Source organism: Geodermatophilus sp. SYSU D00965, assembly GCF_054050075.1.
This window is the reverse complement of the sequence record NZ_JBJGYQ010000008.1, coordinates 14,467-38,684: the sequence shown is the minus strand read 5'-3', so window position 1 is coordinate 38,684 and position 24,218 is coordinate 14,467. Positions and strand designations below refer to the sequence as shown.

Below are 24,218 nucleotides of genomic sequence, written 5' to 3'. Positions count from 1 at the left end.
CATGAGGTGGTGTCCGCCTCCACCTGTTCCGTCGTCGCCGCCGCCTGGGACGACCCGGAGGTCCGCGCCCTCACCACGGCGCAGCAGGCCGAGCTGCGGGCGCGCTACGACGGGGTCGGGGAGCCGGGGACGCCGCCGTCGTCCGCCGACGTGAGCGTCGTGCTCGTGGCCCGCGACGCCGACGGGACGGCGATCGGGTGCGGCGCGCTGCGGGCGCTGGAGCCCGGGGTCGCCGAGGTCAAGCGGATGTACGTGGTGCCCTCGGCGCGCGGCCGCGGCGTGTCCCGCCGGGTGCTCGCCGCCCTGGAGGCCGCGGCGCTGGAGCGGGGCTGGACCACCCTGCGGTTGGAGACCGGTCCGCGGCAGCCCGAGGCCGTCGGGCTGTACGAGAGCGCCGGGTACCGGGCGATCCCGGCGTTCGGCGGCTACGTCGACGAGCCCGACGCCGGCTGCTCCCTGTACTACGAGCGGGTGCTCGGCCCGGCGTGACCCGGGCGTGGACCCGATCCGGCACGCCGGACACCCGGATCGCCGACCGGTGACCTACACGCCGTGACGCGGGCGCGCGAGGCCGGTGGGGCCGGCGCTGTAACGCCCGGCCCCACCCGGACATGTGCAGGTGTGATCGCGATGCACGGGCCGCCGCTGCCCACCGAGGACGACCCGCCCGTGTCCGCCGAGGGCCTCTTCGAGGAGGTCTACCGGTCCTGCGGCACCGCCGTCCTCGGCTACGCCCTGCGCCGGGCGGCCTCCCGCGAGGACGCGCTCGACGTCGTCGCGGAGACCTTCGCGACCGCCTGGCGACGGCGGGCCGACCTGCCGGCCGATCCGGAGGAGGCCCGTCCCTGGCTGTTCGGCATCGCCCGGCTGTGCCTGGCCAACGCCGCGCGCAGCACCTCCCGGGCCGGCCGCCTCGGTGCCCGCCTGGCCGAGGCGTTCGTCGAGACGGCGGTGCCCGACCCGGCGACGCTCTCCGAGCACCGCGCCGAGAACCGGCAGGTGCGCGCGGCGCTGGGTCGGCTCGCCCCCGAGGACCGCGAGCTGCTGACGCTCATCGCGTGGGAGGGGCTGACCCCGTCGCAGGCGGCGGCCGCGCTCGGCCTGACGGCCGGCACGGCCCGCGTCCGGCTGCACCGCGCCCGCACCCGCCTGCGAGCCCTCCTCTCCACCCCCGTCGACGTCCAGGAGGCCGACCGTGATCGATGACCGCGAACTCGACGCCCGGCTCGCCGCTGCGGCCGGCCCGTCCGACGCCGACCTGCCCGCCCTCCCCGACGCCTTCCTCGCGCACCTGGTGGCCGACGCCGGGCTGTCGCTGGTCACGGACGAGGACGCCGCGGAGGAGCCCGCCTCGGTGGTGGCCTCCCGCCAGCTCGTGGCCGACGCCCGCCAGGCCCGGACGGCACCGCGGCCGCGCCGCCGGCGACCGGGCCGCACGGCCCTGCTGCGCATCGGCACGGCGCTGGTCGCGGTCGCCGCGGCGTGGACGACGGCGGTCGTCGTGACCTCGCCGGACCCCACGACGCCGCCGGGGGCCACCGCGACGCCGAGCGCGCCGTCCCCTGCCGGCGGGGTCCAGCTGGTCGCCGCCGAGGAGGCCACCTTCCCGCTGTCGCTGGACCCCGCCCCCGAGGGCCTGACGCCCGCCTTCAGCTGGTGGGGAGGCGTGCCCTACCACGGGGACCAGCCGACGGTGTTCGCGGCCGACTACACCTCCGCCGAGGGCGACCGGGTCCTCGTCCAGCTCTTCGCCGAGGACCCGCGGCAGCTGCCCGACGTCGGGTGGTGGGAGCCGGAGGACCTGACCGGGACGGTGGACGTCGACGGCGCGCCGGCCGTGCTCGCCCGCGCCGACTCCTCCGCCGCTGTCCTCTGGCAGCGGCCGGACGGTCGGTGGGTCGGGCTGGCGGGGGAGGGGATCTACGCCGATCCCGGGGCGCTCGTCGCCGTGGCCGAGACCGTCGTCGACCGCCCCCAGCCGGTCGGGCTGCAGTTCGGCCTGGCCCCGGCCGGGTGGTCGCTGGGCGGCTACGAGGAGAGCCGCAGCCTGGACCTGGTCGACGACGCCCACCCGGAGCAGCCGCCGCTGCGGCTCAGCGTGTACGGGGGACCGGGCTTCCCCGCGACGGTCGACTCCCCGTTCGAGGGGACGCCCCTGGCCGGTCCGGTGGAGCCGGTGACCATCCAGGAGCTGCCGGGCCGGGTGGCGCTCGCGGACGGCGGGTCGGACCCCGACCGGTGGCTGGTCACCGGACAGCTCCCCGGCGGGCCGTTCTTCCTGCTGGTCGCCCCGCAGGTGCTGACCCGGGAGCAGGTGCTCCAGATGGCCGAGCAGGTGACCTACGCGCCCTGAGCGGTCCGGCTGACCGGGGCAGTCCCGGTGTGGTGGGCTGGCGGCATGACGATGGTGCCGCCGCAGACCGCCTGGCCGCCGACCGACCCGCTCGACGTCGACCTGGTCGCCGGGGACGCCCGCCTCGCCGTCGACCTGCGCGGCGGCGGCCTGCGGGCCCTGGCGGTCGGCGGCTGGGCTGTGCTGGACGGCTACCCCACCGGCACCGTGCCCGCCGGCCGCCGCGGCGGGGTGCTGCTGCCCTGGCCCAACCGGCTGCGCGACGGCCGCTGGGCGTGGGCCGGCCGGGAGCTCCAGCTCGACGTCGCCGCCCCGGGCAAGCCGGCCGCGCACGGGCTGGTCTCCTGGCAGCCGTTCGCGGTGCTGTCCCGCTTCTCCGACGCGGTCACCGTCGGCACCGTGGTCGAGCCGCGGCCGGGCTACCCGTTCCGGCTGGCCGTCGCGATCGACTACGCCCTGCGGCCCGACCGGCTCACCGTGACCGTGCGGGTGCGCAACGCCGGCGGGGAGCCCGCGCCGTTCGGTGTCGGCATGCACCCCTACCTCGCCGTCGGCGCCACCGAGGACGGCGGGATCGCCGACGCCGAGCTGACCGTGCCGGCGCGGACCGCGCTGGTCACCGACGGCGGCCTGCCGACGGGGGAGCGGGCGCCCTTCGACGGCGCCGTCGGCGGGATCGGGGACCGCGCGATCGACACCCCGCTCACCGACCTGGTCCGCGACGACGACGGCTGGGCGCGGGTGCGACTGGCCGGCCCCGCCGGCCGGGTCGAGCTCGCCGTCGACGGTTCGTGGCCCTGGCTGCAGGTCTACACCGGGGACACGCTGCCCGAGGGCCAGCGCCGGCGCAGCGTCGCGGTCGAGCCGATGACCTGCCCGCCCAACGCGCTGGCCGACGGCGTCGACCTCGTCGTCCTCGACCCCGGGATGGCGTGGGCGGGCAGCTGGACGCTCGGCTGGGAGATCTGACGTGCAGGTCGCGGAGCTGTGGCGGTACCCGGTCAAGTCCCTGCAGGGGGAGCGGCTGGCCGGGGTGGACGTCGGCCCGGAGGGGCTGGCCGGTGACCGGCAGTGGGCGCTGTTCGACGTCGACAGCGGCCTGGGCCTCACCGCCCGGCGGGTGCCCGACCTGCTGTTCGCCTCCGGCCGGCTGCGTGCCGACGGCGGGGTGGCCGTCGTGCTGCCGGACGGCACGGTCACCGCCGACGACGCCGTCCTGTCGAGGTGGCTGGGCCGACCGGTGGAGCTGCGCGCCGCCGCGGACGCTCCCGGGGAGCGCCGCTACGAGAACCCCGCCGAGGTGGGAGAGGACGACGAGTACGACTGGGACGCCTTCACCGGCGCCCGCGGGGCGTTCCACGACAGCTCCCGCACCCGCGTCTCGCTGGTGTCCACCGGGACGCTGGGCACCTGGGACCGGCGCCGGTTCCGCGCCAACGTCGTCCTGTCCGGAGAGGGGGAGGACGCGCTGGTCGGGGGCCGGGTGCGGCTGGGCGGGGCCGAGCTGGACGTCGTCAAGCCGATCGACCGGTGCGTGATGGTGACCCGCCCGCAGCCCGGCGGGATCGGCCGGGACACCGGCGTGCTCAAGACGGTGCACCGCGAGCGCGGCGGCACGCTGGCGGTCGGCGCGCTGGTGGTGCGGCCGGGGCGGGTGGCCGTGGGCGACGAGCTGACCGCCGCCGGCTGAGTCCCACCGCGACAGCTCGTGCTCTGCGTCTCCGGCGCACGCAGAGCACGACCGTCCGCAGGTGCCGAGTGGCGCCCTCGACGACGCGATGGTCGAGGATGGCCGGGTGCGCACCGTCGACCTGCGTCCCGGCGAGGACTCCATCCGCCTCGGTCAGCTGCTCAAGCTGGTCGACGCCGTCCCGACCGGCGCGCAGGTGAAGGACGTCCTGCTCACCGGCGCGGTGCGGGTCAACGGCGAGCCCGAGGAGCGCCGCGGTCGGCAGCTGCGCACGGGCGACGTCGTGGCGATCGAGGGCATGGAGGACGTCCGCATCGGCTGATCGGCGTTCCACGTGGAACGTCGTCTGCCAGGCTGGGGGCATGACCCGCGCGCCGTACCTGTCGGCCCGCCTGCAGGGCTTCGGGACGACGATCTTCGCCGAGATGAGCGCGCTCGCCGTCGCCACCGGATCGATCAACCTCGGCCAGGGGTTCCCCGACTACCCCGGCCCGCCCGAGGTGCTGGAGGTGGCCCGCGCCGCGATCGGCACCCCGCACGACCAGTACCCGCCCGGGCCGGGCATCCCGGTGCTGCGCGAGGCGATCGCCGCGCACGGGAAGCGGTTCGGCGGCCACGCGTACGACCCGGCCGACGAGGTGCTGGTCACCGCGGGCGCCACGGAGGCGCTCACCGCGGCGCTGCTGGCCCTGCTCGAGCCCGGCGACGAGGTCGTCCTCTTCGAGCCGATGTACGACAGCTACCCCGCGGGCATCGCCATGGCCGGCGGCGTGGCGCGGCCGGTGCCGCTGCGGCCGCCGGCGTCGGGCGCGGGCCCGTGGACCTTCGACCCCGCCGAGCTGCGCGCCGCGGTGACGCCGCGGGCGCGGCTGCTGCTGCTCAACACCCCGCACAACCCGACCGGCAAGGTCTTCACGCGGGCCGAGCTGGCCACGCTGGCCGCCCTCGCCATGGAGCACGAGCTGCTCGTGCTCACCGACGAGGTCTACGAGCACCTGGTCTTCGCGGGAGCCCGGCACACCTCGATCGCCACGTTCCCGGGCATGCGCGAGCGCACCCTCGTGGTGGGCAGCGCGGGCAAGACGTTCAACGTCACCGGCTGGAAGGTGGGCTGGATCTGCGGCCCGGCGGAGCTGGTGGCCGCCGTCCGCACGGCCAAGCAGTTCCTGACCTACGTCAACGGCGGGCCGTTCCAGCCGGCCGTCGCCGCGGGGCTGCAGCTGCCCGACGAGTACTTCGCCGGGATCGCCCGCGACCTGGAGTACCGCCGCGACGTGCTGGTCCAGGGACTCACCGCCGCTGGTCTGCCGGTCGTCTGCCCCGAGGCGACCTACTTCGCCACGGTCGACGTCCGGCCGGTGCAGCCCGACGGGGACGGCGTGGCGTTCTGCCGCTCGCTGCCGCAGCGGGCCGGCGTCGTCGCCATCCCGACCGTGGTGTTCTACGACCCCGCGCACGCGCACCTGGGCCGGCACCTGGTCCGGTTCGCCTTCTGCAAGGGCGACGACGTGCTGGGGGAAGCGGTCGAGCGACTGGGGAGGATGCACCGATGAGGATCGCGGCGGTCCAGCACGACATCGTCTGGGAGGACCGGGCGGCCAACTTCGCCCGGCTGGCCCCGCAGGTGGCCCGCGCGGTCGGCGCCGGGGCGGAGTTCGTGCTGCTCAGCGAGACGTTCTCCACCGGGTTCACCATGACGCCGGGGATCGGCGAGCCCGAGGGCGGCCCGTCCTCGCGGTGGCTCGCCGAGCAGGCGGCCGAGCACGGCGTGTGGGTGGCCGGCAGCTGCCCGGAGATCTCGGCGGACCCCGATGGCGGGACCAGCGGTGGGGCGGGCGGGGGGACTGAGGCCCTGCCGCACAACTCGCTGGTGCTGGCCGGGCCCGACGGCACGGTGCACCGCTACCGGAAGCTCCACCCGTTCACGCACGGCGGCGAGCACGAGCGGTTCCGGGCCGGCGAGAAGCCGCTGACCGTGGACATCGGTGGGCTGCGGGTCACCCCCTTCATCTGCTACGACCTGCGCTTCGCCGACGTGTTCTGGGCCGCGGCGCAGGACACCGACGTCTACCTGGTGACGGCGAACTGGCCCGCCGCCCGCCGGCACCACTGGCAGACGTTGCTGCAGGCGCGGGCGATCGAGAACCAGGCCTACGTCGTGGGCTGCAACCGGGTGGGCGCCGCCGGCGACGGCACCGAGCACGCCGGCGACAGCCGCATCGTCAGCCCCATGGGGGAGCTGCTGGCCACCGCCGCCGGGGTGGAGACGCTGGTCGTCGCCGACGTCGACGCCGCGGAGGTCGCCGCCGTCCGCGAGCGGCTGCCCTTCCTCGCCGACCGCCGCAGCTGAGCGGAGTGGGACGGCGCGGAGAACGCGCCCCTCTCACTCCACTCGGCCGCGCGGGGGGTCCTGGTCGACGACGACCTGCTCGCGCTGCACCTGCTCGGTCACCTGCTCCTGGCCGGTGACCACGTCGGTCCGCAGCCGCACCCGCTCCACCGGGACGACCTCGACCGTCACCACCGGGCGCTCGGCGTGCAGCACGATCTCCTCGGGCAGCCCGGACGACGGTCCGCCGGCCGGGACCTCGTCCGGCGCCAGGGACTCCCTGGGCGCCGGGTCGGGGGCGTCGACCGGCACCTGCTCGACCCGGATCTCCTCCCGGCGGATGGGGACGGTGAGGGTCACCTCCTCGGTCACCACGTACTTGACCAGCCGGGCGCGGGTGGTGGCGACCCGCTCGGTGCCCACCCGCAACTGCTCCTCGCTGCGGGTCATCGCGTTGTCGCCGGCCCCGGCGGTCGCACCTCCCCCGCGGGTCCCTGCGGAGCCGGTCTCCACGGCGCCGGCCTCCGCGGGGCCGGCCCCTGCCGAACCGGCCCCCGCGGGCGCCACCTCGGCCACGCGCACGGTGTCCCCGGCGCGCCCGCTCTCCTCGACCCGCACGGTGTCGCTGGCGTGGGCGGTCGGGTCCACCCGCTCGGTCCGCTCGTCCGGCCCGGCGCCGGTCGGCGCGGCTGCCGCAGCCTGTGCCGTCCCGGCCCGCGCCTCCGGAGCGGCCGCCGTCCCGGCGTCCGAGCTCCCGGCGTCCGGGCTCCCGGCGTCCCGTGCCCCGCCCCCGACGGCCCCGCCCTCAGCGGCCCTGCCCTCGACGGCCCCGCCCTCAGCGGGCGCGCTCTCCCCGGAGTAGTGCCGGCGCAGCAGTTCCTCGGCGTCGGGGTCGAGGTGCTCGTCGGAGACGTGTGGCGCGTTGCGGACGGCGTCCCGCGTCACCGGCAACCGCAGGCCGTCGCCGTCGAAGGTGGCCTCCGCCGCCGGGACGACGGAGCGGCGGGTCCCGAACAGGCCGGTGGACACCGCGACCCAGGTCGGCGCCCCCGTGCGGTCGTCGGTGAAGAAGTGCTCGACCGTGCCGATCTTGTGCCCGTCCGGGCCGTAGGCCGTCGCGCCGATCGCTGCCGACAACTCCCGCTCGCTCAACATCTGGGCCGGCTCCCCTCCTGACAGGAGGCCCCGACGGGGCGCTCTCCTCGGCGGGGAGCGTGCCCAGACCGGACCTCCGGCGAACATGGACGGGCGCCCGGCGGTGTGCTGACCAGCCCGTACCTGGCCTACCGTGAGCGGTCGTGACCACCGAGCACCTGGAGATCGAGCGCAAGTTCGAGGCCGACGAGGCCTTCGCCCTGCCGAGCCTCGAGGTGGACGGCGTGGCCACGGTCGCATCGCCGGACGAGCAGGAGCTCGAGGCCACCTACTTCGACACCCCCGACCTCCGGCTGCTGCGCTCCCGGGTCACCCTGCGGCGGCGCACCGGCGGCTCGGACGCCGGCTGGCACGTGAAGCTGCCCGCCTCCGCGGGCGCCCGTCGCGAGCTGCACCAGCCGCTCGGGCGGGCCGGCCGGACGGTGCCCAAGGCCGTCGTCGCGCCGGTCCTGGGCCTGCTCGGGACGGCGTCCCCGGGTCCGGTCGCCACCCTGCGCACCCGCCGCGTCGTGCACCGCCTGCTCGACGGTGAGGAGCGCGTGCTGGCCGAGGTCGCCGACGACAGCGTCGTCGGCACCGCCCTGGCGAGGAACGACGGCGAGCCGGCGACGGTCACCACCTGGCGCGAGGTCGAGGTCGAGCTGGTCGACGGCGACGAGGCGCTGCTCGAGGCGGTCACCGAGCGGCTGGTGGCGGCCGGAGCGCGGGTCTCCGAGGTGCCGTCCAAGGTCGGCCGGGTGCTCGACGGTCGCGTCCAGGAGGCCCGCAGCGCGGAGGCGGGGGCCGGCGCGGAAGCCGCGGACCAGGACGAGGCCACCACGGGCAAGAAGGGCAAGAAGGGGAAGAAGAAGGCCGCGCAGAAGGCCGCCGAGCAGCAGGGCCCTGCCGCCGGGGACGTCGTCCTCGCCGCGGTGGCCGCCCAGCTGGCCGCGTTGCGCCGAGCCGACCTCGACGTGCGGACCGAGCAGCCCGAGGGCGTGCACGACGTCCGCGTCGCCTGCCGCCGGCTGCGCAGCATCCTCGCCGCCTTCCGGCCCGTGCTGGACCGCGAGCAGACCGACCCCCTGCGCGAGGAGCTGCGCTGGGTGGGCGAGCAGCTGTCCGCCGCGCGGGACGGCGAGGTCGCCCTCCAGCACCTGCGCGAGCTGGTCGACGCGCAGCCGGCGGAGCTGGTGCTCGGGCCGGTCGTCGCCCGCATCCAGCAGACCACCGTCAAGGACCACGAGGCCGGGTCGCGGAAGGTGACCCGGGCCCTCACCGACCGCCGCTACCTGCTCCTGCTCGACGCCCTCGACGCCCTGCTGGCCGACCCGCCGGTCACCGACGCCGCCGCGGCCCCGGCACCGACGGTGCTCGCCGACGCCGTCCGGCGGGCCGGCAAGCGGCTGCGCCGGGCCGTCGCGGTGGCCCAGGACGCCGACGGCGCCGACCGGGAGCACGCACTGCACGACGCCCGCAAGGCCGCCAAGCGGGTCCGGTACACCGCCGAGGTGGCCGCCGACGTGCTCGGCGCCCCGACGGCGGAGCTGGTCGACTGCATGAAGCAGGTCCAGGACGTGCTGGGCGCCTCGCAGGACACCGTCGTCACCCGCGAGTACTGCACCCGCCTCGGTCGGGCCGCCTTCGCGGCGGGGGAGAACGCCTGGACCTACGGCCGGCTGCACGGCCTCGAGGAGGCCCGCGCCGCTGCCGCCCAGGCGCAGTTCTGGACGATCGAGCCGACCCTGCGCCGCGCCGTCCGCGCCGCCGCCCAGGCCTGACCCCGGCCGGTCCCGCGAGAAACGAGGCTCCGCTGTCCCTCATCGGCCTGCTCGGCTTCGGCACGGTCGTGCTGCTGGCCCTGGTCCTCCTGCACGGCTACCTGTGGTGGCGGCTGGTCCGAAGCACCACCCGACCGGGGCCGGTGCGTCGCCGGCTCACCCTGGCCACCGTCGTCCTCGCCCTCCTGCCGGCCGCGGCGGTGCTCCTCCGCCGTGAGGACTCCGCCGCCGCCACGGTGCTCGCGTGGGTCGGGTTCTGCTGGCTGGGGATCGCGTTCTACCTGTTCCTGACGCTGCTGGTCCTCGAGCCGGTGCGCCTGGCGCTGCGGCGGTGGGCCCGCCGGCCGCAGCCCGAACCGGTCCTCGCCGGGACGCCGGCACCCCCGCCCGTCGATGCGCCGGCCGACGACACCGTCGCCGACCCCTCCCGGAGGCTGCTGCTGGCCCGCGGGCTCGCCGCCACCGCCGGGGTGGTGGCGCTCGGGACGGCGGGCACCGGCGCCTACCTGGCCAACTCCGCGCCCGTCGTCCGCCGGGTGCCGGTGACCCTGGCCGGGCTGGACCCGGCGCTGGACGGCCTGCGGATCGTCACCTTCTCCGACGGCCACCTGTCCTCGACGTACGGCGGACGGCGGTTCGAGCGGCTGGTCGAGGTCGTCAACGCGCAGCGCCCGGACGTCGTGGCGATCGTCGGCGACCTGGTCGACGGCGACGTCGCCGAGTTGCGCGAGGACGTCGCCCCGCTGGCCGACCTGGTCAGCGAGCAGGGGGTCTACTTCGTCACCGGCAACCACGAGTACTTCGTCGACACCACCGCCTGGCTGCACCACCTGCCGACCCTGGGCGTGCAGGTGCTGCGCAACGAGCGGGTCGCCATCCACCGCGGCGGCGCCTCGGTCGACCTCGCCGGCATCGACGACCGGACGGCCGCGCGTTCCGGCGTCCCCGGGCACGGCGCCGACCTCGACGCCGCGCTGGACGGCCGGGACGACGCCGTCCCGCTGGTGCTGATGGCCCACCAGCCGTGGATGGTCGACCAGGCCGCCGCCGCCGGTGTCGGGCTGCAGCTGTCCGGCCACACCCACGGCGGCCAGCTGTGGCCGTTCGACTACGCCATCCGGCTCGACCAGCCGGTGGTGGAGGGGCTCGCCCGGTTCGGTGACACCCAGCTCTACGTGACCACCGGCGCCGGCTACTGGGGCCCGCCGATGCGCATCGACGCGCGCCCCGAGGTCGCCGTCGTGGAGCTCCGGGCGCCCTGAGGCGTTACAACTCGCGGAGGGCGGCGAGGACCTGCTCCGCGATCTCCTCCAGCGGCACCCGGCCGTCGGCCTCGGCCCAGCGCAGCAGGATCTGGGTGTAGGCCGACAGGCTGGCCGCGACCACCACGTCGGGGAGGCCGGAGGTGGACTCCTCGGCCTTCACCAGGGCGAGCACCATCTCGGCGGTGGCCCGCTCGAAGGTCGCCGCGCGGGTCCGCAGCCCCGGCGTCCGGACGACGATCCGCCACCGCTCGAGGAGGTCCTCGCGCTCGGGCCCCTGGTAGCTGGCCAGCCAGCCGACGATGCCCCGGCGCAGCCGCTCGGCGACGGTCAGCCCCTCGCCCACGGAGAGCAGCACCTGCTCGACCTCACCGGGCGTCGGCATCGGCAGGACGATGTGCTCCTTGCTCGGGAAGTGGTCGTAGAAGGTCGGCACCGAGACGCCCGCGGCGGCCACGATGTGGGCGACGGTGACCTCGTCGTAGCCGTTCTCCCGGAACAACCGCATGGCGCAGGCGTAGATGCGCCGGTGGGTCTCCTGGCGGCGCCGGGTTCGGGCGTCCTGCGACACGGTCACAACCTGCCATCTTCGGTCATCCCGCGCGGCAGATTCGTCGCCCCCACGGTGCTCGTCCCGTCCACGATCTCATCGCGCCCCGCAGGGCGGGACACTGCGGTGTGCGCGTGACGATCCGGGTGCGCCCCGGTGCGGGCCGGACGGCGGTCGGGGGCGCCCACGACGGTGCGCTCGTCGTCCGGGTGGCGGCCCGGCCGGTGGAGGGCCAGGCCACCGAGGCGGCGCTGGCTGCGGTGGCGACGGCTCTGGGCGTGCGGCGCCGGCAGGTGTCCCTCGTCACCGGGGCGACCAGCCGGACCAAGGTGGTCGAGGTCGAGGGCGCCGACCCCGCCCGGCTGGCCGCTCTGCTGGGTGATGACCCGACCGGTTGAGACAGACGTCTCAGACGACCAGACGTCTACCTGTCCAGTACCTTTGCTCCCGTGACCAGTGCCGTGTCGGGACCGAAGTACCTGTCGGTCCGCGAGCACCTGCGCCGCCGGGTGTCCGCGCTCCCCGAGCACACACTGCTCCCGCCCGAACCTGTGCTGTGCGCCGAGTACGGGGTCAGCCGGATCACCCTGCGGCGCGCCGTCGACGGCCTGGTCGCCGACGGTCACCTGGTGCGCGAGCAGGGCCGCGGCACCTACGTCACCCGCCCCGCCATCCGGCACGAGTACCGCGAGAGCTTCGTGCACCGGATCGCCGGCTTCAGCTCGGTGATGACCGAGCAGGGCGCCCAGGTGGGGACCACGGTGCTCACCCAGCGGGTCGTGCCGGTGCAGCCGCCGGTCGCGGCCGAGCTGGGCCTGGAGCCGGCGACCGACGTGGTCGAGCTGGTCCGGCTGCGCAGCCTCGACGGGGTGCCCAACCACGTGGCGCACAGCTTCATGGCCGCGTCGGCCTATCCGCGCGCGGCCGAGGCGGACTTCAGCGAGGGCTCGCTGTACGACTTCCTGCGGCGCGAGTACTCCGCCGACCTGGCCCACGCGCGGATCGTGGTGGACGTCGGCACGGCGGCGCCCGACGAGGCCGACGTGCTGGGCGTCGTCGCGGGCTCGCCGCTGCTCGTCGTCCGGACGACGGTGCGCGACAGCTCCGGCCAGCCGCAGGTGCACAGCTTCTCGCGGTTGCGGCCGGACGTCAGCCAGGTGGAGTTCGAGGTCTCCGTCGGCGGCCGGTGAGGGCGGAGCCGGGAGCCGACTACCGTCGTCGGCGATGACCACCGCCAGCGGCACCCGCGAGGTGCCCTTCGACCGCGCCCGGGTGTGGCGCGCCCTCGCCGTCCTCGCCCCGTACTGCACCGTCTGCGACGTCTCCTACGTCGTCGACGGCTCCGGAGCGCCGAGGGTGGGGACGACGTTCCTCTGCGTGCCGGGGCGGCTGGACGCCGACGCGCAGCCGCCCGCGGGGGCGCCGCGCGGCGAGATCGTCGAGTGGGACCCCGAGCGGACGGTGGCCACCCGCCTGGAGCTCACCCCCGAGACGTGGACGACGCGCATCGAGCTGGCCGACGCCGGCCCCGGTGCCACCCGCGTCACGATCACCCTCACCCACGAGCCCCGGTCCGGTGGCCGGCTGGTGCGGCGGCTGCAGCGCGGCGCGGTCCGGCAGATGGTGCAGCGGACCGTCGACGGCGAGCTGGACAAGCTGCCCGCCCACGTCGAGCAGCTGATCGCGGGCTGAGGCGCCGGGAGCAACGCACACCACCGACCGCTGACCGCCGGGGCCGGCCGGGGCACCTGCCTGGGCTGACCGGCTGGTCGGTCGCCCGTTCGGGGGAGCGTCAGGTGTGCCGGGGTGATCTTGCGGGTAGCCACCTGCCGACCGGGTGCGCCGACTGGGGCGTGCCCGAGGACGCAAGGAGGAAGACGTGCAGATCCTCGGTCTCATCGTCGTCGGCCTGATCATCGGGGCGCTGGCTCGCCTCATCAAGCCGGGCAAGCAGCGGCTGAGCATCCTGGCGACGCTGCTCCTCGGTGTGGTCGGCGCGCTCATCGGGGGCATCGTGGCCAGCCTGCTGGGCACCGGCGACATCTTCGAGCTGAACGTGCTGGGCTTCATCGTGGCGGTGATCGCCGCCGTGCTGCTCATCGGCGTCGCCGAGGGCCTGTCGGGCGGTCGCAACCGCGCCGTCCGGTGACCCGCGCCGGGGGACCCGGTCGCCCTCAGAGGTCGACCGAGTCCCCCGGGGCGAGCCGGCTGTACGGGGTGGGCGTGCCGGGGCCGCGCTCGCCCAGCATGCCGCCGTAGACGCCCAGCCCCGTCTCGTTGAGCAACCCGTCGTGGACGGCGTACGCCTGGTCGGCGTCGACCGCGCGGACGTAGTCGATCACGTCGGAGACCTTCGACCAGGGTGCGTGCACCGGCAGCAGCAGCGTGGGGACCGGCACCTCCGGCACGGTGAGGGCGTCGCCAGGGTGGAAGACCTGGCCGTCGACCAGGAACCCGACGTTCGGGATCCGCGGGATGTCGGGGTGGAGAACCTCGTGCAGCTCCCCGTGCACGGTCACGTCGAAGCCGGCCACCGTGACCGCGTCCCCGTGCCCGACCACGTGCACCCGCCCGCCCAGCCCGTCGAGCTGACCGGCCACCGAGCGGTTGGTCCACACCTCCAGCCCCGGGTCGGCGTCCATCGCCACGCGCAGCGCGTCGGGCGCGAAGTGGTCGAAGTGCTCGTGCGTCACCAGGACGGCACTGGCCCCCTCGAGGACGGCCGGGTCGGTGAAGGCGCCGGGGTCGATGACCAGCCGGCGTTCCCCCTCGCTGAGGACGACGCAGGCGTGGCCCTGCTTGGTCAGCTCCATGCCCGCATCCTGCCGCGCCTGTTCCCGACCGGCGATCGGGCGTCTGTCTCACCCGTCCGGGGGAGGGGGACCGGCGCATCCGTATCCCCCGGCGGACGCCGTGCCGACCGTTCTGGCATGCGCTCCTCGACCCTCGCTCCCGCCCCCACCATCGTCTCGGCCCGCAGCCGCGCCCACGGCCCGACGGCCGCCCTGTGGCACGCGGTCGAGCTGCACCGCCCCACCGCCGAGCTCGACGGCGCCTGCGAGCTGACCCTGTGCGGGTCCCTGGCCCGCGTCACCGTCGACGAGCCGTGGCCGACCCCCGCCCGCGACGTCTGCCCCGCCTGCGTCGTCCTCGCTCGCTGATCGGCCCCCAGCAGTCGGCCCCCTGCAGGGTCCCGCCGCGAGCCTGCGAGTGGCGGGGGGCAGGGGGTCCTTCACGCCTCGGCGAGCTCCGCACGCAGGCGGGCCAGCAGGTCCGACCGGTTGCTCGCGCCCAGCCGCTGCCGCATCCGGGACACGTGGTGCTCCACCGTCTTCGCCGAGATGTAGAGCCGGCCGCCGATCTCCCGGTAGGTCTGCCCGGCCACGACCAGCCGGGCCACCTCCCGTTCGCGCTCGCTGAGCGCACCCCCGGGGGCCGGCGCGGCAGCGCCCTCCCCGGCCGGACGGGGAGCGGGCACCGCGGGTGCGCCCTCGCACCCGGCGCTGTCGGCCAGTGACCGGGCACAACCCAGCAGCAGCGCCCGGGCCTTCTGGTCGGTGGCCCGCGCCGCGGCCTGACCGGCCAGCCGGGACCCGTCCCAGCCCAGCCCCACCGCGGTGAGCTCCTCGGCCGCGCTCACCACGCCGGCCGCGTCCACGTCGCCGGCCAGCACGCGCATCCAGGTCCGTCCCGCCCGGGCCAGGGTGGCCGCGTAGGGGCTCGTCCTCGACGCCGCGACCAGGGCCGCCGCGTGCGGCCGCAGCCGGTCGGGGTCGTCGGCGAGGATCGCGGCCTGCGCGCCGCTCCAGTGCAGCGACGTCGCCCACAGCTGCGGATCGCCCAGCCGCCCCAGCAGCGCCTGCGCCTCGGCCAGGTGCGGGCGGAGCCGGTCGTCGTCCTGCAGCTTGGTCGCGGCCACGACGAGCTCGCCCAGGGGCAGCAGGGTGAACAGGTCCACCGGGTGGCGCACCACCGCCTCGCGCGCCCGCACCCAGGCGCGCACCAGCGCCGGGACGTCGCTGCTGCGGCGGGCCAGCCCGACCTCCAGCGCCTGCAGGAACACGTCGTCGCGCGGCTCGAGGGCTGCCGTGCCCTCCCGGGCGGACTCCATGAGCTCGCGGGCCCGGGTCATGCGCCCGCCCAGCATCGCGATCCAGGCCAGCAGCAGCCGGTGCCGCGGCCGGCACGGCGGGCCGCCCAGGTCGGCGTCCACCGCCCGCTGCAGCACCGACTCGGCCACCCCCAGCTCGCCGCTGTGCAGCGCCACCAGCGCGGCCAGGGCGGCGGGGGTGTCCAGCAGCAGCGCCGTGCGCCCCACCGGCTCGAGCAGCGCCGCGGCCCGGGTGAGGGTGGACAGCGCCGCGCTGATGTCGTCGGCGGCGTTCTCGCCGGTCCGCAGGGACTGCGCGATGCCCTGGGCCGTCAGCTCCTCGCTGACCGACAGCATCGTGGGCACCCCGCGCACCGTCCGCGCGTCGGCGAGGACGGCGTCGGCCTCGGCCGGCTCCCCGGTGGCCAGCAGCGCCAGCGCCGCGGCCCCGGTCCGCTCCGGGCCGGCCAGGCGGCACAGGTCGGCCGCCCGGGCGAGCAGTCCGCGCTGCGCCAGCACGGCCGCGGTCACCCCGGCCGCGCGGGCCCGGTCCGGCGCGGCCGGGTCGGCGAGGGCGGTGTCGGCCCACTGCAGGGCGCCGTCGAGGTCCCCGGCGAGCGCGGCGGCCTGGGCGCGACGGGCGGCCAGCCCGGCCACCGGAGCGCCGGTCCGCGCGGCCTCGCCCAGGAGCTCCCCGGCCAGCGCGGGGTCCGCGGCCAGCGCGGCCTCCCCGTGCCGTTCCAGCAACTGCGCCGCCCGCGGGTCGCGCACCCGCTCGGCCGCCAGCCGCCGGGCCAGCTCCAGCGGCTCCTCGCCGCGCTCGAGCAGCAGCGCCAGCAGCTGCCGGCGGGTCCGGCGGGTGATGTCGGGCGGCGTGGACGCGAGCAGCACGTGCGCCACGACCGGCACCACCGCGCCGGTGCCCAGCAGCAGCCCGGTGGCCCGCGCGGCGCTGATCAGCTCGGCCGCGTCGAGGGCCGGCACGCCGAGGAGGTCGCCGAGCACCTCGTCGTCCAGCGGAGCGCCGGCGGCGACGGCGTGCAGCAGGGCCCGGGTGCCCTCGTCGACCGACGCCAGGCCGGCGCGGGCCCGGTCGGCGACCTCCTCGGGGACGACGAGCCGGGCCGGCTGTCCGGGGGTGGCCGACCCGGGTCCGCGGCGGGCCAGCGACCGCAGCAGGGGGTGGACCAGCGCGGGGAGCCCGCCGGTCTGCGCCAGGACGGCGTCCACCAGCGCCGGGGACACCGCCTGGCCCAGGTGCTCCCGCGCCCAGCCGCGCACCTGGGCGCGGTCGGCGTGGCCCACGACGACGGCGCGCCGGTCGGCGCCCAGCTCGGCGAGCAGCGCGGTCAGCGGCCGCGGCCGCGGCCACGGCCGGTAGGCGATCGACACCCGGGCACCGGGGTGCCGCAGCAGGTCGATCAGCCCGGCCGCGGTGGCCTCGGTCAGCCGGTGGGCGTCGTCGACCACGACGGCGAACGCGTCCGGGAGGACGGCGGGATCGGCCGGCGCGGCGTCGAGGACCGGCAGCCCGGCCCGCCGGTGCGCCGCGGCCAGCTCCTCCAGCAGCCGGGTCTTGCCCGTCCCCCCGGGGCCCTGGACGGTCACCGGGACGGCGGACCGGCCGGCGTGCCCGGCCAGCTCGCGGACCACGTCGGGCCCGCAGTCGGCCAGCAGCGTCCCCCCGGCGCCGATGTCGGCGATCACAGGTCCGCCGCCGCGAGCACGATCCCGGCGGGGTCGGGCGCGGGCTCGGGGGCCGGGTCGGGGACGGGGTCGGGAGTGGGGTCGGGCTCGGGTGTGGGGTCGGGCACGGGCTCGGGGTCCGGCACCGGGTCGGGGACCGGGTCCGGGTCGGGGACCGGGTCGGGCTCGGTCACCGGCGCCGGGTCGGTCGGCGGCGTGGTGGTGGGCGGGTCGGTTGTCGGCGGCGTGGTCACCGGCGGCGTCGTCGTGCCCTGGCTCGGCGTGGTCACCGGCGGCGTCGTCGTGCCCTGGCTCGGCGTGGTGGGCGGCGTGGCGCCGGGACGGGGCGGGTTCGTCGTCGTCCCGCCGCCGGGGGAGGTGGTCGTGCCGGGCGCCCGCGGGGTGCCGGCCGCGGAGGTGCCCGGAGCGGGCCGGGTGGTGTCCTGGGTGCCCGTGGGAGCGCCGGCGCTCAGCCCGCCGCCCGGGAGCACGCTGCCCGGGTCGGCCGCGGGGGCGCGACCCGTGCCCGCGCCCTGCCCGCGGTCCTCGGGGGCGGCCTCGCGGGGCGCCGAGCTGCCGTCGACCGCCGCGCTGCCGGAGGCCACGACCGCCCGGTCCTGCGCGTCGGAGACCACGCTGTCGCTCGGGAGGCTGGTGAGGTCCACGCCGAGCACCCCGGCCAGGGCCGGGGGCAGCACGACCAGGCCGAGGAAGCCCCCGGCCACGACTGCCCCCCGCCGGAGGCGGGAGCTGCGGTGGCTCCGTGCGGGGCGCTGCGTGCCGCGCGGCCGCCGGGGAACCAGCCGGCCCGGCGCGTCCTCCTCGAGGTCGGCGGACTCCGGAGCGGTGGCGGCCGGGACGGCGACGACGGCGCCCCCGGCAGCGGTGGCGTCCTCGGCAGCGGTGGCGAGCAGCTGCACCGCCAGGAGGGCGTCGGCGGCGAGGGCGGCCGCACCGAGGGTCGGGGTGAGGGCGGGGTCGGGCGCGACGACGAGGGGCCGGCCGAGCTCGCCGGAGAGCACCTCGGCGACCAGCGGGACGCGGACCCCGCCGCCGGCCAGGACGACCGCGTCCAGGTCCGCCAGGTCGACCCCGGCGGCCGCGAGCGCCTCGACGACGGCCGGCACCGACGCCCGCGTGGGCCCGTCGAGGACCTCGTCGAGCTCCTCGCGGGTGAGTCGGACCGGTCCGTCCGCACCGTCCACCGCGACCAGGACGGTCGTCTCGGTCGACAGGGCCTCCTTGGCCGCGGTGCACGCGGCGCGCAGCGCGCGGGCCGCGGCGGCGTCGGCGGGCGTCCCCACGTAGCGGACGACGTGCGCGACGACGGCGTCGTCGACGTCCCGCCCGCCCCAGGGCCGGGGAGCCGGGGGGACCCCCAGGTGGCCGAGCGGCTCGTCGGGGGTGGGGCCCACCACCGCGGTGTCCAGCGTGCTGGCGCCGAGGTCGTAGACGGCCACGGTGGCGTCGGGCCGGAGGTCCCCGCAGGTCACGTGGTGGTGGGCCGCCGCGACCGCGCTGGAGACCAGGGAGAACCGGGGCACGCCGGCGGTCTCGAGCGCGCGGGCGAGCACCGACCGGCGGTGCCCGCCCCACGACGGCGGCACCGTGACCACGGTCCAGGAGTCCGGCCGCCCCGCGTGCCGGGCGGCCGCCTCGCGGATGCGCTGCACCGCGCCGGCCGCGAGCTCGGCGGCCCCCACGGGGCGGTCGCCCACGTAGAGGGGAGCGGGGTCGCCCACGAGGGCCAGGACGTGCCCCACGGGGGTCGCGCCCTCGCCCTCGCCGAACGTCACCCGGCCGTCGTCGCCGACGGCCAGCGCCGCCGGCGCCGTGCTGCCGCACCCCTCGATGACCAGCGTCTCCGCGGTCGCCGCGCCCTCCTCGTCGCTCCCCGACACCGCGGCGGAGATGGTTCCGTCGCCGATGTCGATCCCCAACCCGTACTCGCCGTTGCGCACAGGTGCCCCCTGGTCCGCATCGCTCACACCCCGGGGCCACGTCTTCGACCTGCCGGCCCTGCGAACGTATGGCCCGCTCCACCATCTGTCCCGCCAGCCACACGCCACGGACGGATGCGGTGCGTAAGTGGGGGGCGACACCCCGCAGCCCCTAACGGTCCGTCAACCGACACCCCCTAATCGGGTGACGAGGATGGGGGGATCGGACCCGATGCCGGGGGCGCTCCCCGGGAGGTGGACTGCACTCGCCAGCCGGCCGATGGCGGACCGGCCCCAGACCCAGGAGTGCCAGCCATGTCGACTCTCGCCAGCTCGTTGCTCGACTTCATCCTCGACCTGTTCCGTGACCCGGAGAAGGCCGCGGCCTACGAGGAGGACCCCCGGGGCGCGCTCGACGCGGCCGGGCTGACCGACGTCTCCCCGGACGACGTCGCCGACCTGCTGCCGATGGTCTCGGACTACTCCACGGTCGGCGGCTGGAACGGCGGCGGCGGGGACTCGTGCGACAGCGACGGGGGCGGCCGGCCCTCGGGCGTCCACTCGGGCCGCGACCGCGACGAGGACGACGACCGCCCCACCGGCGTCTCCTCCGGCCGGGACGAGGACGAGGACGACGACGAGGACGACGACTCCGGCGACCACGGCCACTCGGGGTCGGGCGGGGGGCACGAGACGGTCGTGATCACCCACCTGCAGGAGATCCAGTACACCAACCACGAGACCCACGTCTCGGTCGACGCCTCGCACAGCATCTGGGTCAGCGGCGACGCGCAGGCGATCTTCGGGGACGACAACGTGCTCGTCGGCGGGGACGGCGTGGCCGCCGGCGGCGACGTCGAGGACGTGGTGAACAACACCGGCGACGGTGTGGCCGTGGGCGGCGACGTGGAGGACTCCGGGATCGAGATCGACAACAGCACCACCGAGAACGAGATCGGTGGTGACGGGATCATCGGGAACGGCAACGACGACAACGAGATCGGCAACTCCGAGACCGACGTCGACGTCGACCTGGAGGACGTGAACGTCAACACCGGCGACGGCGCGCTCGTCGACGAGTCCGAGAACGTGGGCAACGCCACCAACAGCTTCAACGAGGACACCGCGATCGCCGACCGCGGCGGCCAGGTGGGCGACGACGTGGACGTCGAGGTCAACGACTCCTTCGACGACGAGTCGGTGGACGTCGACGTCGAGGACTCCTTCCAGGACAACTCCGACAACTCCGACAACTCCGACAACTCCACGAACTACGACGTCGAGGTCGAGGACTCCTTCCAGGACAACTCGGACAACTCGATCAACGACTCCTTCCAGGCCGACCTCGAGGACTCCTTCACCTCCGAGGACAACGACTTCAACAACAACGACGAGAACGCGTTCGCGGCGGACGAGGCGCTGGCCAACACCGGCCCGGTCGAGGTCACCGTCGAGGACTGACCCCGACACGCCGACGCACCCGGTCCCGGCTGCCCGCCCAGGGCGTCCGGGACCGGGTGCACGGCTGTCGTCCTCACGGGTGGTAGGACCGGGGTACCAGGAGGTGATCGTGGCCACGTCAGCACAGGTGATCGACCGGGCGCTGGCGCTCGCGGAGGTCTGCGAGCGGCCGGACCTGCACCGGCGGCTGCTGCAGGCGCGGGCGCGCTCGCAGTCCCCCGGGGTTCGCGTCCTGGTGGTGGGGGAGCCCAAGCAGGGCAAGAGCTCGCTGGTCAACGCGCTGGTGGGGGCGCCGGTCTGCCCGGTGGCCGACGACGTCGCGACCGTCGTCCCCACGGTGGTGCGCAACGGGGAGGCGCCGCGCGCGACCCTCGTGCTGGCCACCGGTCCGGCCGGCGCGGCGGGGGAGGACGTCCCCACCGAGCGGGTGCCGGTGCCGATCGAGCAGGTCGCCGCCCGGGTGACCGGTCCCGACGAGCGGCTGGTGCAGGCGGAGGTGGAGCTGCCGCGGCGGCTGCTGGACGGCGGCCTGGAGCTCGTCGACACCGCCGGGGTGGGCGGCGTGGGCACGGTGCGGGCGCTGCGCACGGTGGACCTGCTGCCCACCGCGGACGCGGTCCTGCTGGTGTCCGACGCCAGCCAGGAGTTCACCGCCCCGGAGATGGCCTTCCTGGAGCAGGCCCGCGCGCTGTGCCCGACGGTGATCTGCGTCCTCACCAAGACCGACGCCTGCCCGCAGTGGCGCACGGTCGTCGAGCTCGACCGCGCCCACCTGGCCGGCCGCGGCGTCGAGGCGCCGCTGTTCGCGGTCTCCTCCGCCCTGGCCCAGCTGGCGGTGCAGCACCGCGACCGCGAGCTGCACGAGGAATCGGGCATCGGCGCGCTGGTCACGCACCTGCGCCGCGAGGTGGTCGACCGCGCCGAGGTCCTCGCGCGGCGCTCGCTGGTGCACGACCTGGGCGCGGTGACCGACCACCTCGCCCTCGCCGTCCGATCGGAGCTGGCCGGCCTGGAGGACCCCGCCGGCCGGGAGGAGCTGCTGCGCGGGCTGGAGGAGGCCAAGGCCGCCGCCGACGACCTGCGGCGCCGGTCCTCCCGCTGGCAGCAGGTGCTCGCCGACGGCGTCACCGACCTGATGAGCGACATCGACTTCGACCTGCGCGACCGCTCCCGGGTGGTGACGCGCGAGGCCGAGGAGGCGATCGACGCCCAGGACCCCGGCCCGGCCTGGCCCGAGCTGGCCGAGTGGCTGGACCGGCGGATCGCCGCCGCTGTCGCCGACAGCTACGTCTGGGCCGAGCAGCGCTCGGAGTGGCTCGCCGAGCGGGTGATCGAGCAGTTCTCCCGGGACGGCGGCGCGGCGGTCCCGGCACTGTCGGTCGGGGCCGCCGGCGACGCCCTGGAGAACCTGGTCGACCTGCCGGAGATCGACGACGGCGCGATGACCCTGCGGGAGCGGACGCTGATCGGCCTGCGCGGCTCCTACACCGGCGTCCTGATGACCGGGCTGGTCACCAGCCTGGCCGGGATGGCGATCATCAACCCGATCTCGCTGGCCGCCGGCGTCCTGCTCGGCCGCAAGGCCTACAACGACGACCGCAAGCAGCGGGTGCAGCGGCGGCAGTCCGAGGCGAAGGCCGTCGTCCGCCGGCACCTCGACGAGGTGGTGTTCCAGGTCGGCAAGCAGCTCAAGGACCGGCTGCGCACGGTCCAGCGCACCCTGCGCGACCTGATCAGCGACACCGCCGAGGAGATGTCCCGCTCGCTGGCCGACGCCGTGGCCGCCGCCCAGCGGTCGACGAAGGAGGCCACCGCCGAGCGCGACGCCCGCATCCGCTCGCTGCGGCTGCGGCTGGACCAGCTGGAGCGGCTCGCCGCCGAGGTGCGGCAGCTCAACCGGGCGGCGGTGGCCGTCCCGTGACGCTCACCGCGGCCGCGCCGGCGACCGTCCTGGACGACGTCCGCGCCCTGCTGGACGAGGCGCTGGAGCGCTACGCGGACGAGCCGGCGGTCGCCGAGCTGCTCCGGGCGCAGCGGCGGCGGCTGGACGAGCCGCTGCGCCTGGCGCTGGTCGGGCGGGTCAAGTCGGGGAAGTCCACGCTGCTCAACGCGTTGGTGGGCGCCCGGATCGCGCCCACCGACGCCGGCGAGTGCACCCGCGTGGTGACCCTCTACCTGCACGGGGCCACCCCCCGGGTGGTCCTGCACGGCACCGACGGCGAGGCGCGCGCCCTGCCGGTCCGCCGGGCCGACGGTGGCCTGCAGCTGGAGCTGGAGGGCACCCCGCCCGAGGAGGTGGACCGGCTGGTGGTGGAGTGGCCGGCCCCCGACCTGCAGCCGGCGACGGTGATCGACACCCCCGGCATCTCCTCGCTGTCCACGGGGACCAGCGCCCGCACCCGCACCTTCCTCGACGCCGACGAGGGGCTCTCCGGCGCCGACGCGGTCGTGTTCCTCACCCGCCAGCCCCAGCCCGAGGACGTCGCCGTCCTCGCCGCGTTCCAGGCCGGCACGGCCGCCGGCGCGCACACCACCACGATCACCGTGCTCTCCCGCGCCGACGAGGTCGGCGCCGGGCGGCTGGACGCGATGCACGCCGCCGGCGCGGTGGCCCGGCGCATGTCGGAGGACCCCGCGGTCCGGGCGGTGAGCGCGGCCGTGGTGCCCGTCGCGGGGCTGCTCGCCCTGGCCGCCCGCACGCTGCGGCACGGGGACTTCGTCGCGCTGCGCACCCTGGCCGGCGCCGACCAGGCGCAGGTCGCCGCGATGCTGCTGACCCCCGACCGGTTCTGCCGCCCCGAGGCGCCCGTGCCGGTCGCGCCCGACGTGCGCGCCTCGCTGCTGGACCGGCTGGGCCTGTTCGGCATCCGGCTGTCGCTGACGCTGATCCGGGCCGGGGTGCCCGACGCCTCCGCCCTGGCCGAGGAGCTGCTGCGGCGCAGCGGCCTGGCCGAGCTGCAGCGGCTGATGCGGGTCCACCTGACCGACCGCGGCGCCCACGTGAAGGCCGGGACGGCGCTGCGGCTGCTGCAGACGGTGCTGGACCAGCACCCGGTGGACGGCGCCGACGCGCTGCGCGCCGGGGTGGAGCGGGTCCGCCTGACCGCGCCGGGCCTGGCCGAGCTGGAGCTGCTGGCCCGGACGCGGTCGGCCGACAGCCCGCTGCCGGAGGAGCGGCGGCCGGACGCCGAGCGGCTGCTGGGGGCCGACGGGACCGGCCCCGCCGCCCGCCTCGGGCTGCCGGAGGACACCGCGCACGCCGACCTGCGGGCCGCGGCGCGGGCGGCGCTGGACCGCTGGCGTGCGGTCGCCGGCGACCCGCTGGCCGGCCGGGCGAGCGCCGACGCCGCCGCGGTCGTCGTCCGCTCCTGCGAGGCGGTGCTCGCCGAGCTGGACGGCTGGCCGGGGTCAGCGCCGGGCGCTCCGGCAGAAGGCGCGGGCCGAGCGGCTGAGCAGCGGGACGAGCGCGACGACGAGCAGCCCGGCGGCGGCGACCAGCGCTAGCCGGTCGGTGTCGGCGTCGCCGGCGACCACGCTCTGCGCCACGTCCAGGGCCAGCAGGGTCGGCAGCGCGGTGACCACCAGCGCCCATCTGGCCCACGACCGGGCGCGCAGCAGCAGGCCCACCCACACCAGGGAGACCGTCACCAGCACGGCGACGCTCGCCAGGACGAGGACCATCGTGGCCCGCACCCCGTCGGCGACGAGGTCGGCGGCGGCGGTGGGGTCCGCGGCGGTGGCCGTCTCGGTCAGCCGGGCCCGCAGCGCCTCGGAGTCCAGCAGCGCTGCGCCCAGGCCGGTCAGCGCCGCCAGGCAGCCGGCCCACCACAGGGCGGCGGTGGCGCGCACGGTGCCGGGCACCTCCGGCCGGGTCCGGCCGATCGGCGGGGCGATGTCACTGGTCGTCGCCGGGCGCGGGGGCGGCGGTGGCGGGAGCTGGGC

At 76.7% G+C, this 24,218-nt stretch carries 24 protein-coding genes; 18 read left to right on the top strand and 6 right to left on the bottom strand.

Annotation, left to right across the window (positions count from 1 at the left end):
* Positions 1-9: 9 nt before the first annotated feature.
* From ACI789_RS09300 to ACI789_RS09265, 8 genes are all read left to right on the top strand, one after another.
* Entirely contained in the window at positions 10-489 is a 480-nt protein-coding gene (locus ACI789_RS09300; protein WP_457008281.1) for a GNAT family N-acetyltransferase, read from the top strand.
* A gap of 141 nt (positions 490-630) precedes the next feature.
* On the top strand, positions 631-1,206 hold the full coding sequence (locus ACI789_RS09295) for an RNA polymerase sigma factor (RefSeq protein ID WP_457008534.1): 576 nt from the start codon (positions 631-633) through the stop codon (positions 1,204-1,206).
* Positions 1,196-2,353 (top strand): hypothetical protein, encoded by a 1,158-nt coding sequence (locus tag ACI789_RS09290; protein WP_457008279.1) that lies wholly within the window; start codon positions 1,196-1,198, stop codon positions 2,351-2,353. The genes ACI789_RS09295 and ACI789_RS09290 overlap by 11 nt, the downstream gene beginning before the upstream one ends.
* A gap of 45 nt (positions 2,354-2,398) precedes the next feature.
* The gene (locus ACI789_RS09285) at positions 2,399-3,322 is read left to right on the top strand and encodes an aldose epimerase family protein (protein WP_457008277.1); all 924 of its coding nucleotides are present in this window, start codon (positions 2,399-2,401) and stop codon (positions 3,320-3,322) included.
* Position 3,323: 1 nt separating this feature from the next.
* Positions 3,324-4,043 (top strand): MOSC domain-containing protein, encoded by a 720-nt coding sequence (locus ACI789_RS09280; RefSeq protein ID WP_457008275.1) that lies wholly within the window; start codon positions 3,324-3,326, stop codon positions 4,041-4,043.
* A 61-nt stretch (positions 4,044-4,104) separates the two neighbouring features.
* Positions 4,105-4,365: an RNA-binding S4 domain-containing protein gene (locus ACI789_RS09275; RefSeq protein WP_457008273.1), complete on the top strand. Its 261-nt coding sequence runs from the start codon at positions 4,105-4,107 to the stop codon at positions 4,363-4,365.
* Positions 4,366-4,405: 40 nt separating this feature from the next.
* Positions 4,406-5,596 (top strand): pyridoxal phosphate-dependent aminotransferase, encoded by a 1,191-nt coding sequence (locus ACI789_RS09270; protein ID WP_457008271.1) that lies wholly within the window; start codon positions 4,406-4,408, stop codon positions 5,594-5,596.
* Positions 5,593-6,393, top strand: a complete 801-nt coding sequence (locus tag ACI789_RS09265; RefSeq protein ID WP_457008269.1) for a nitrilase-related carbon-nitrogen hydrolase — start codon at positions 5,593-5,595, stop codon at positions 6,391-6,393. The genes ACI789_RS09270 and ACI789_RS09265 overlap by 4 nt, the downstream gene beginning before the upstream one ends.
* A 33-nt stretch (positions 6,394-6,426) precedes the next feature.
* On the opposite strand, the gene ACI789_RS09260 is transcribed toward ACI789_RS09265, so the two are convergent.
* Complete coding sequence (locus tag ACI789_RS09260) at positions 6,427-7,527, bottom strand: YsnF/AvaK domain-containing protein (RefSeq protein WP_457008267.1); 1,101 nt, start codon at positions 7,525-7,527, stop codon at positions 6,427-6,429.
* 143 nt (positions 7,528-7,670) lie between these two features.
* Between ACI789_RS09260 and ACI789_RS09255 the strand changes: the two genes are divergently transcribed.
* On the top strand, positions 7,671-9,287 hold the full coding sequence (locus tag ACI789_RS09255; RefSeq protein WP_457008265.1) for a CYTH and CHAD domain-containing protein: 1,617 nt from the start codon (positions 7,671-7,673) through the stop codon (positions 9,285-9,287).
* A gap of 68 nt (positions 9,288-9,355) precedes the next feature.
* Positions 9,356-10,549, top strand: coding sequence for a metallophosphoesterase (locus ACI789_RS09250; protein ID WP_457008263.1), 1,194 nt, complete (start codon positions 9,356-9,358; stop codon positions 10,547-10,549).
* Between the two features lie 4 nt (positions 10,550-10,553).
* Here the strand turns inward: ACI789_RS09250 and ACI789_RS09245 are convergent, their stop codons facing one another.
* Positions 10,554-11,120: a TetR/AcrR family transcriptional regulator gene (locus ACI789_RS09245; RefSeq protein WP_457008261.1), complete on the bottom strand. Its 567-nt coding sequence runs from the start codon at positions 11,118-11,120 to the stop codon at positions 10,554-10,556.
* 113 nt (positions 11,121-11,233) lie between these two features.
* On the opposite strand from ACI789_RS09245, the gene ACI789_RS09240 reads away from it, so the two are divergent.
* The 4 genes from ACI789_RS09240 to ACI789_RS09225 all read left to right on the top strand — a co-directional run bounded on the left by ACI789_RS09240 (position 11,234) and on the right by ACI789_RS09225 (position 13,248).
* Positions 11,234-11,497: a DUF167 domain-containing protein gene (locus ACI789_RS09240; RefSeq protein WP_457008259.1), complete on the top strand. Its 264-nt coding sequence runs from the start codon at positions 11,234-11,236 to the stop codon at positions 11,495-11,497.
* Between the two features lie 51 nt (positions 11,498-11,548).
* Positions 11,549-12,289 carry a GntR family transcriptional regulator gene (locus ACI789_RS09235; RefSeq protein ID WP_457008257.1) on the top strand — a complete coding sequence of 247 codons (741 nt, stop codon included), beginning with the start codon at positions 11,549-11,551 and terminating at the stop codon, positions 12,287-12,289.
* A 34-nt stretch (positions 12,290-12,323) separates the two neighbouring features.
* On the top strand, positions 12,324-12,791 hold the full coding sequence (locus tag ACI789_RS09230) for an SRPBCC family protein (protein WP_457008255.1): 468 nt from the start codon (positions 12,324-12,326) through the stop codon (positions 12,789-12,791).
* Between the two features lie 187 nt (positions 12,792-12,978).
* Positions 12,979-13,248, top strand: coding sequence for a GlsB/YeaQ/YmgE family stress response membrane protein (locus ACI789_RS09225; protein ID WP_456917952.1), 270 nt, complete (start codon positions 12,979-12,981; stop codon positions 13,246-13,248).
* 25 nt (positions 13,249-13,273) lie between these two features.
* On the opposite strand, the gene ACI789_RS09220 is transcribed toward ACI789_RS09225, so the two are convergent.
* Positions 13,274-13,912 carry an MBL fold metallo-hydrolase gene (locus ACI789_RS09220; protein WP_457008253.1) on the bottom strand — a complete coding sequence of 213 codons (639 nt, stop codon included), beginning with the start codon at positions 13,910-13,912 and terminating at the stop codon, positions 13,274-13,276.
* Between the two features lie 117 nt (positions 13,913-14,029).
* Between ACI789_RS09220 and ACI789_RS09215 the strand changes: the two genes are divergently transcribed.
* Complete coding sequence (locus ACI789_RS09215) at positions 14,030-14,260, top strand: hypothetical protein (RefSeq protein WP_457008251.1); 231 nt, start codon at positions 14,030-14,032, stop codon at positions 14,258-14,260.
* A 71-nt stretch (positions 14,261-14,331) separates the two neighbouring features.
* Here ACI789_RS09215 and ACI789_RS09210 read toward each other — a convergent pair whose 3' ends face one another.
* Complete coding sequence (locus ACI789_RS09210) at positions 14,332-16,896, bottom strand: LuxR C-terminal-related transcriptional regulator (protein ID WP_457008249.1); 2,565 nt, start codon at positions 16,894-16,896, stop codon at positions 14,332-14,334.
* Positions 16,893-18,863: an Hsp70 family protein gene (locus tag ACI789_RS09205; protein ID WP_457008247.1), complete on the bottom strand. Its 1,971-nt coding sequence runs from the start codon at positions 18,861-18,863 to the stop codon at positions 16,893-16,895. Before ACI789_RS09205 ends, ACI789_RS09210 begins: the two co-directional genes overlap by 4 nt.
* Before the next feature lie 267 nt (positions 18,864-19,130).
* Here ACI789_RS09205 and ACI789_RS09200 point away from each other — a divergent pair, with 267 nt between their 5' ends.
* From ACI789_RS09200 to ACI789_RS09190, 3 genes are all read left to right on the top strand, one after another.
* Positions 19,131-20,276 carry an IniB N-terminal domain-containing protein gene (locus ACI789_RS09200; RefSeq protein ID WP_457008245.1) on the top strand — a complete coding sequence of 382 codons (1,146 nt, stop codon included), beginning with the start codon at positions 19,131-19,133 and terminating at the stop codon, positions 20,274-20,276.
* Between the two features lie 109 nt (positions 20,277-20,385).
* Positions 20,386-22,197 (top strand): dynamin family protein, encoded by a 1,812-nt coding sequence (locus ACI789_RS09195; RefSeq protein ID WP_457008242.1) that lies wholly within the window; start codon positions 20,386-20,388, stop codon positions 22,195-22,197.
* Positions 22,194-23,780, top strand: a complete 1,587-nt coding sequence (locus ACI789_RS09190; RefSeq protein ID WP_457008240.1) for a dynamin family protein — start codon at positions 22,194-22,196, stop codon at positions 23,778-23,780. The genes ACI789_RS09195 and ACI789_RS09190 overlap by 4 nt, the downstream gene beginning before the upstream one ends.
* Here the strand turns inward: ACI789_RS09190 and ACI789_RS09185 are convergent.
* Entirely contained in the window at positions 23,685-24,125 is a 441-nt protein-coding gene (locus ACI789_RS09185) for a hypothetical protein (protein ID WP_457008238.1), read from the bottom strand. The two genes, ACI789_RS09190 and ACI789_RS09185, sit on opposite strands and share 96 nt — an antisense overlap.
* Positions 24,126-24,218 lie beyond the last annotated feature (93 nt).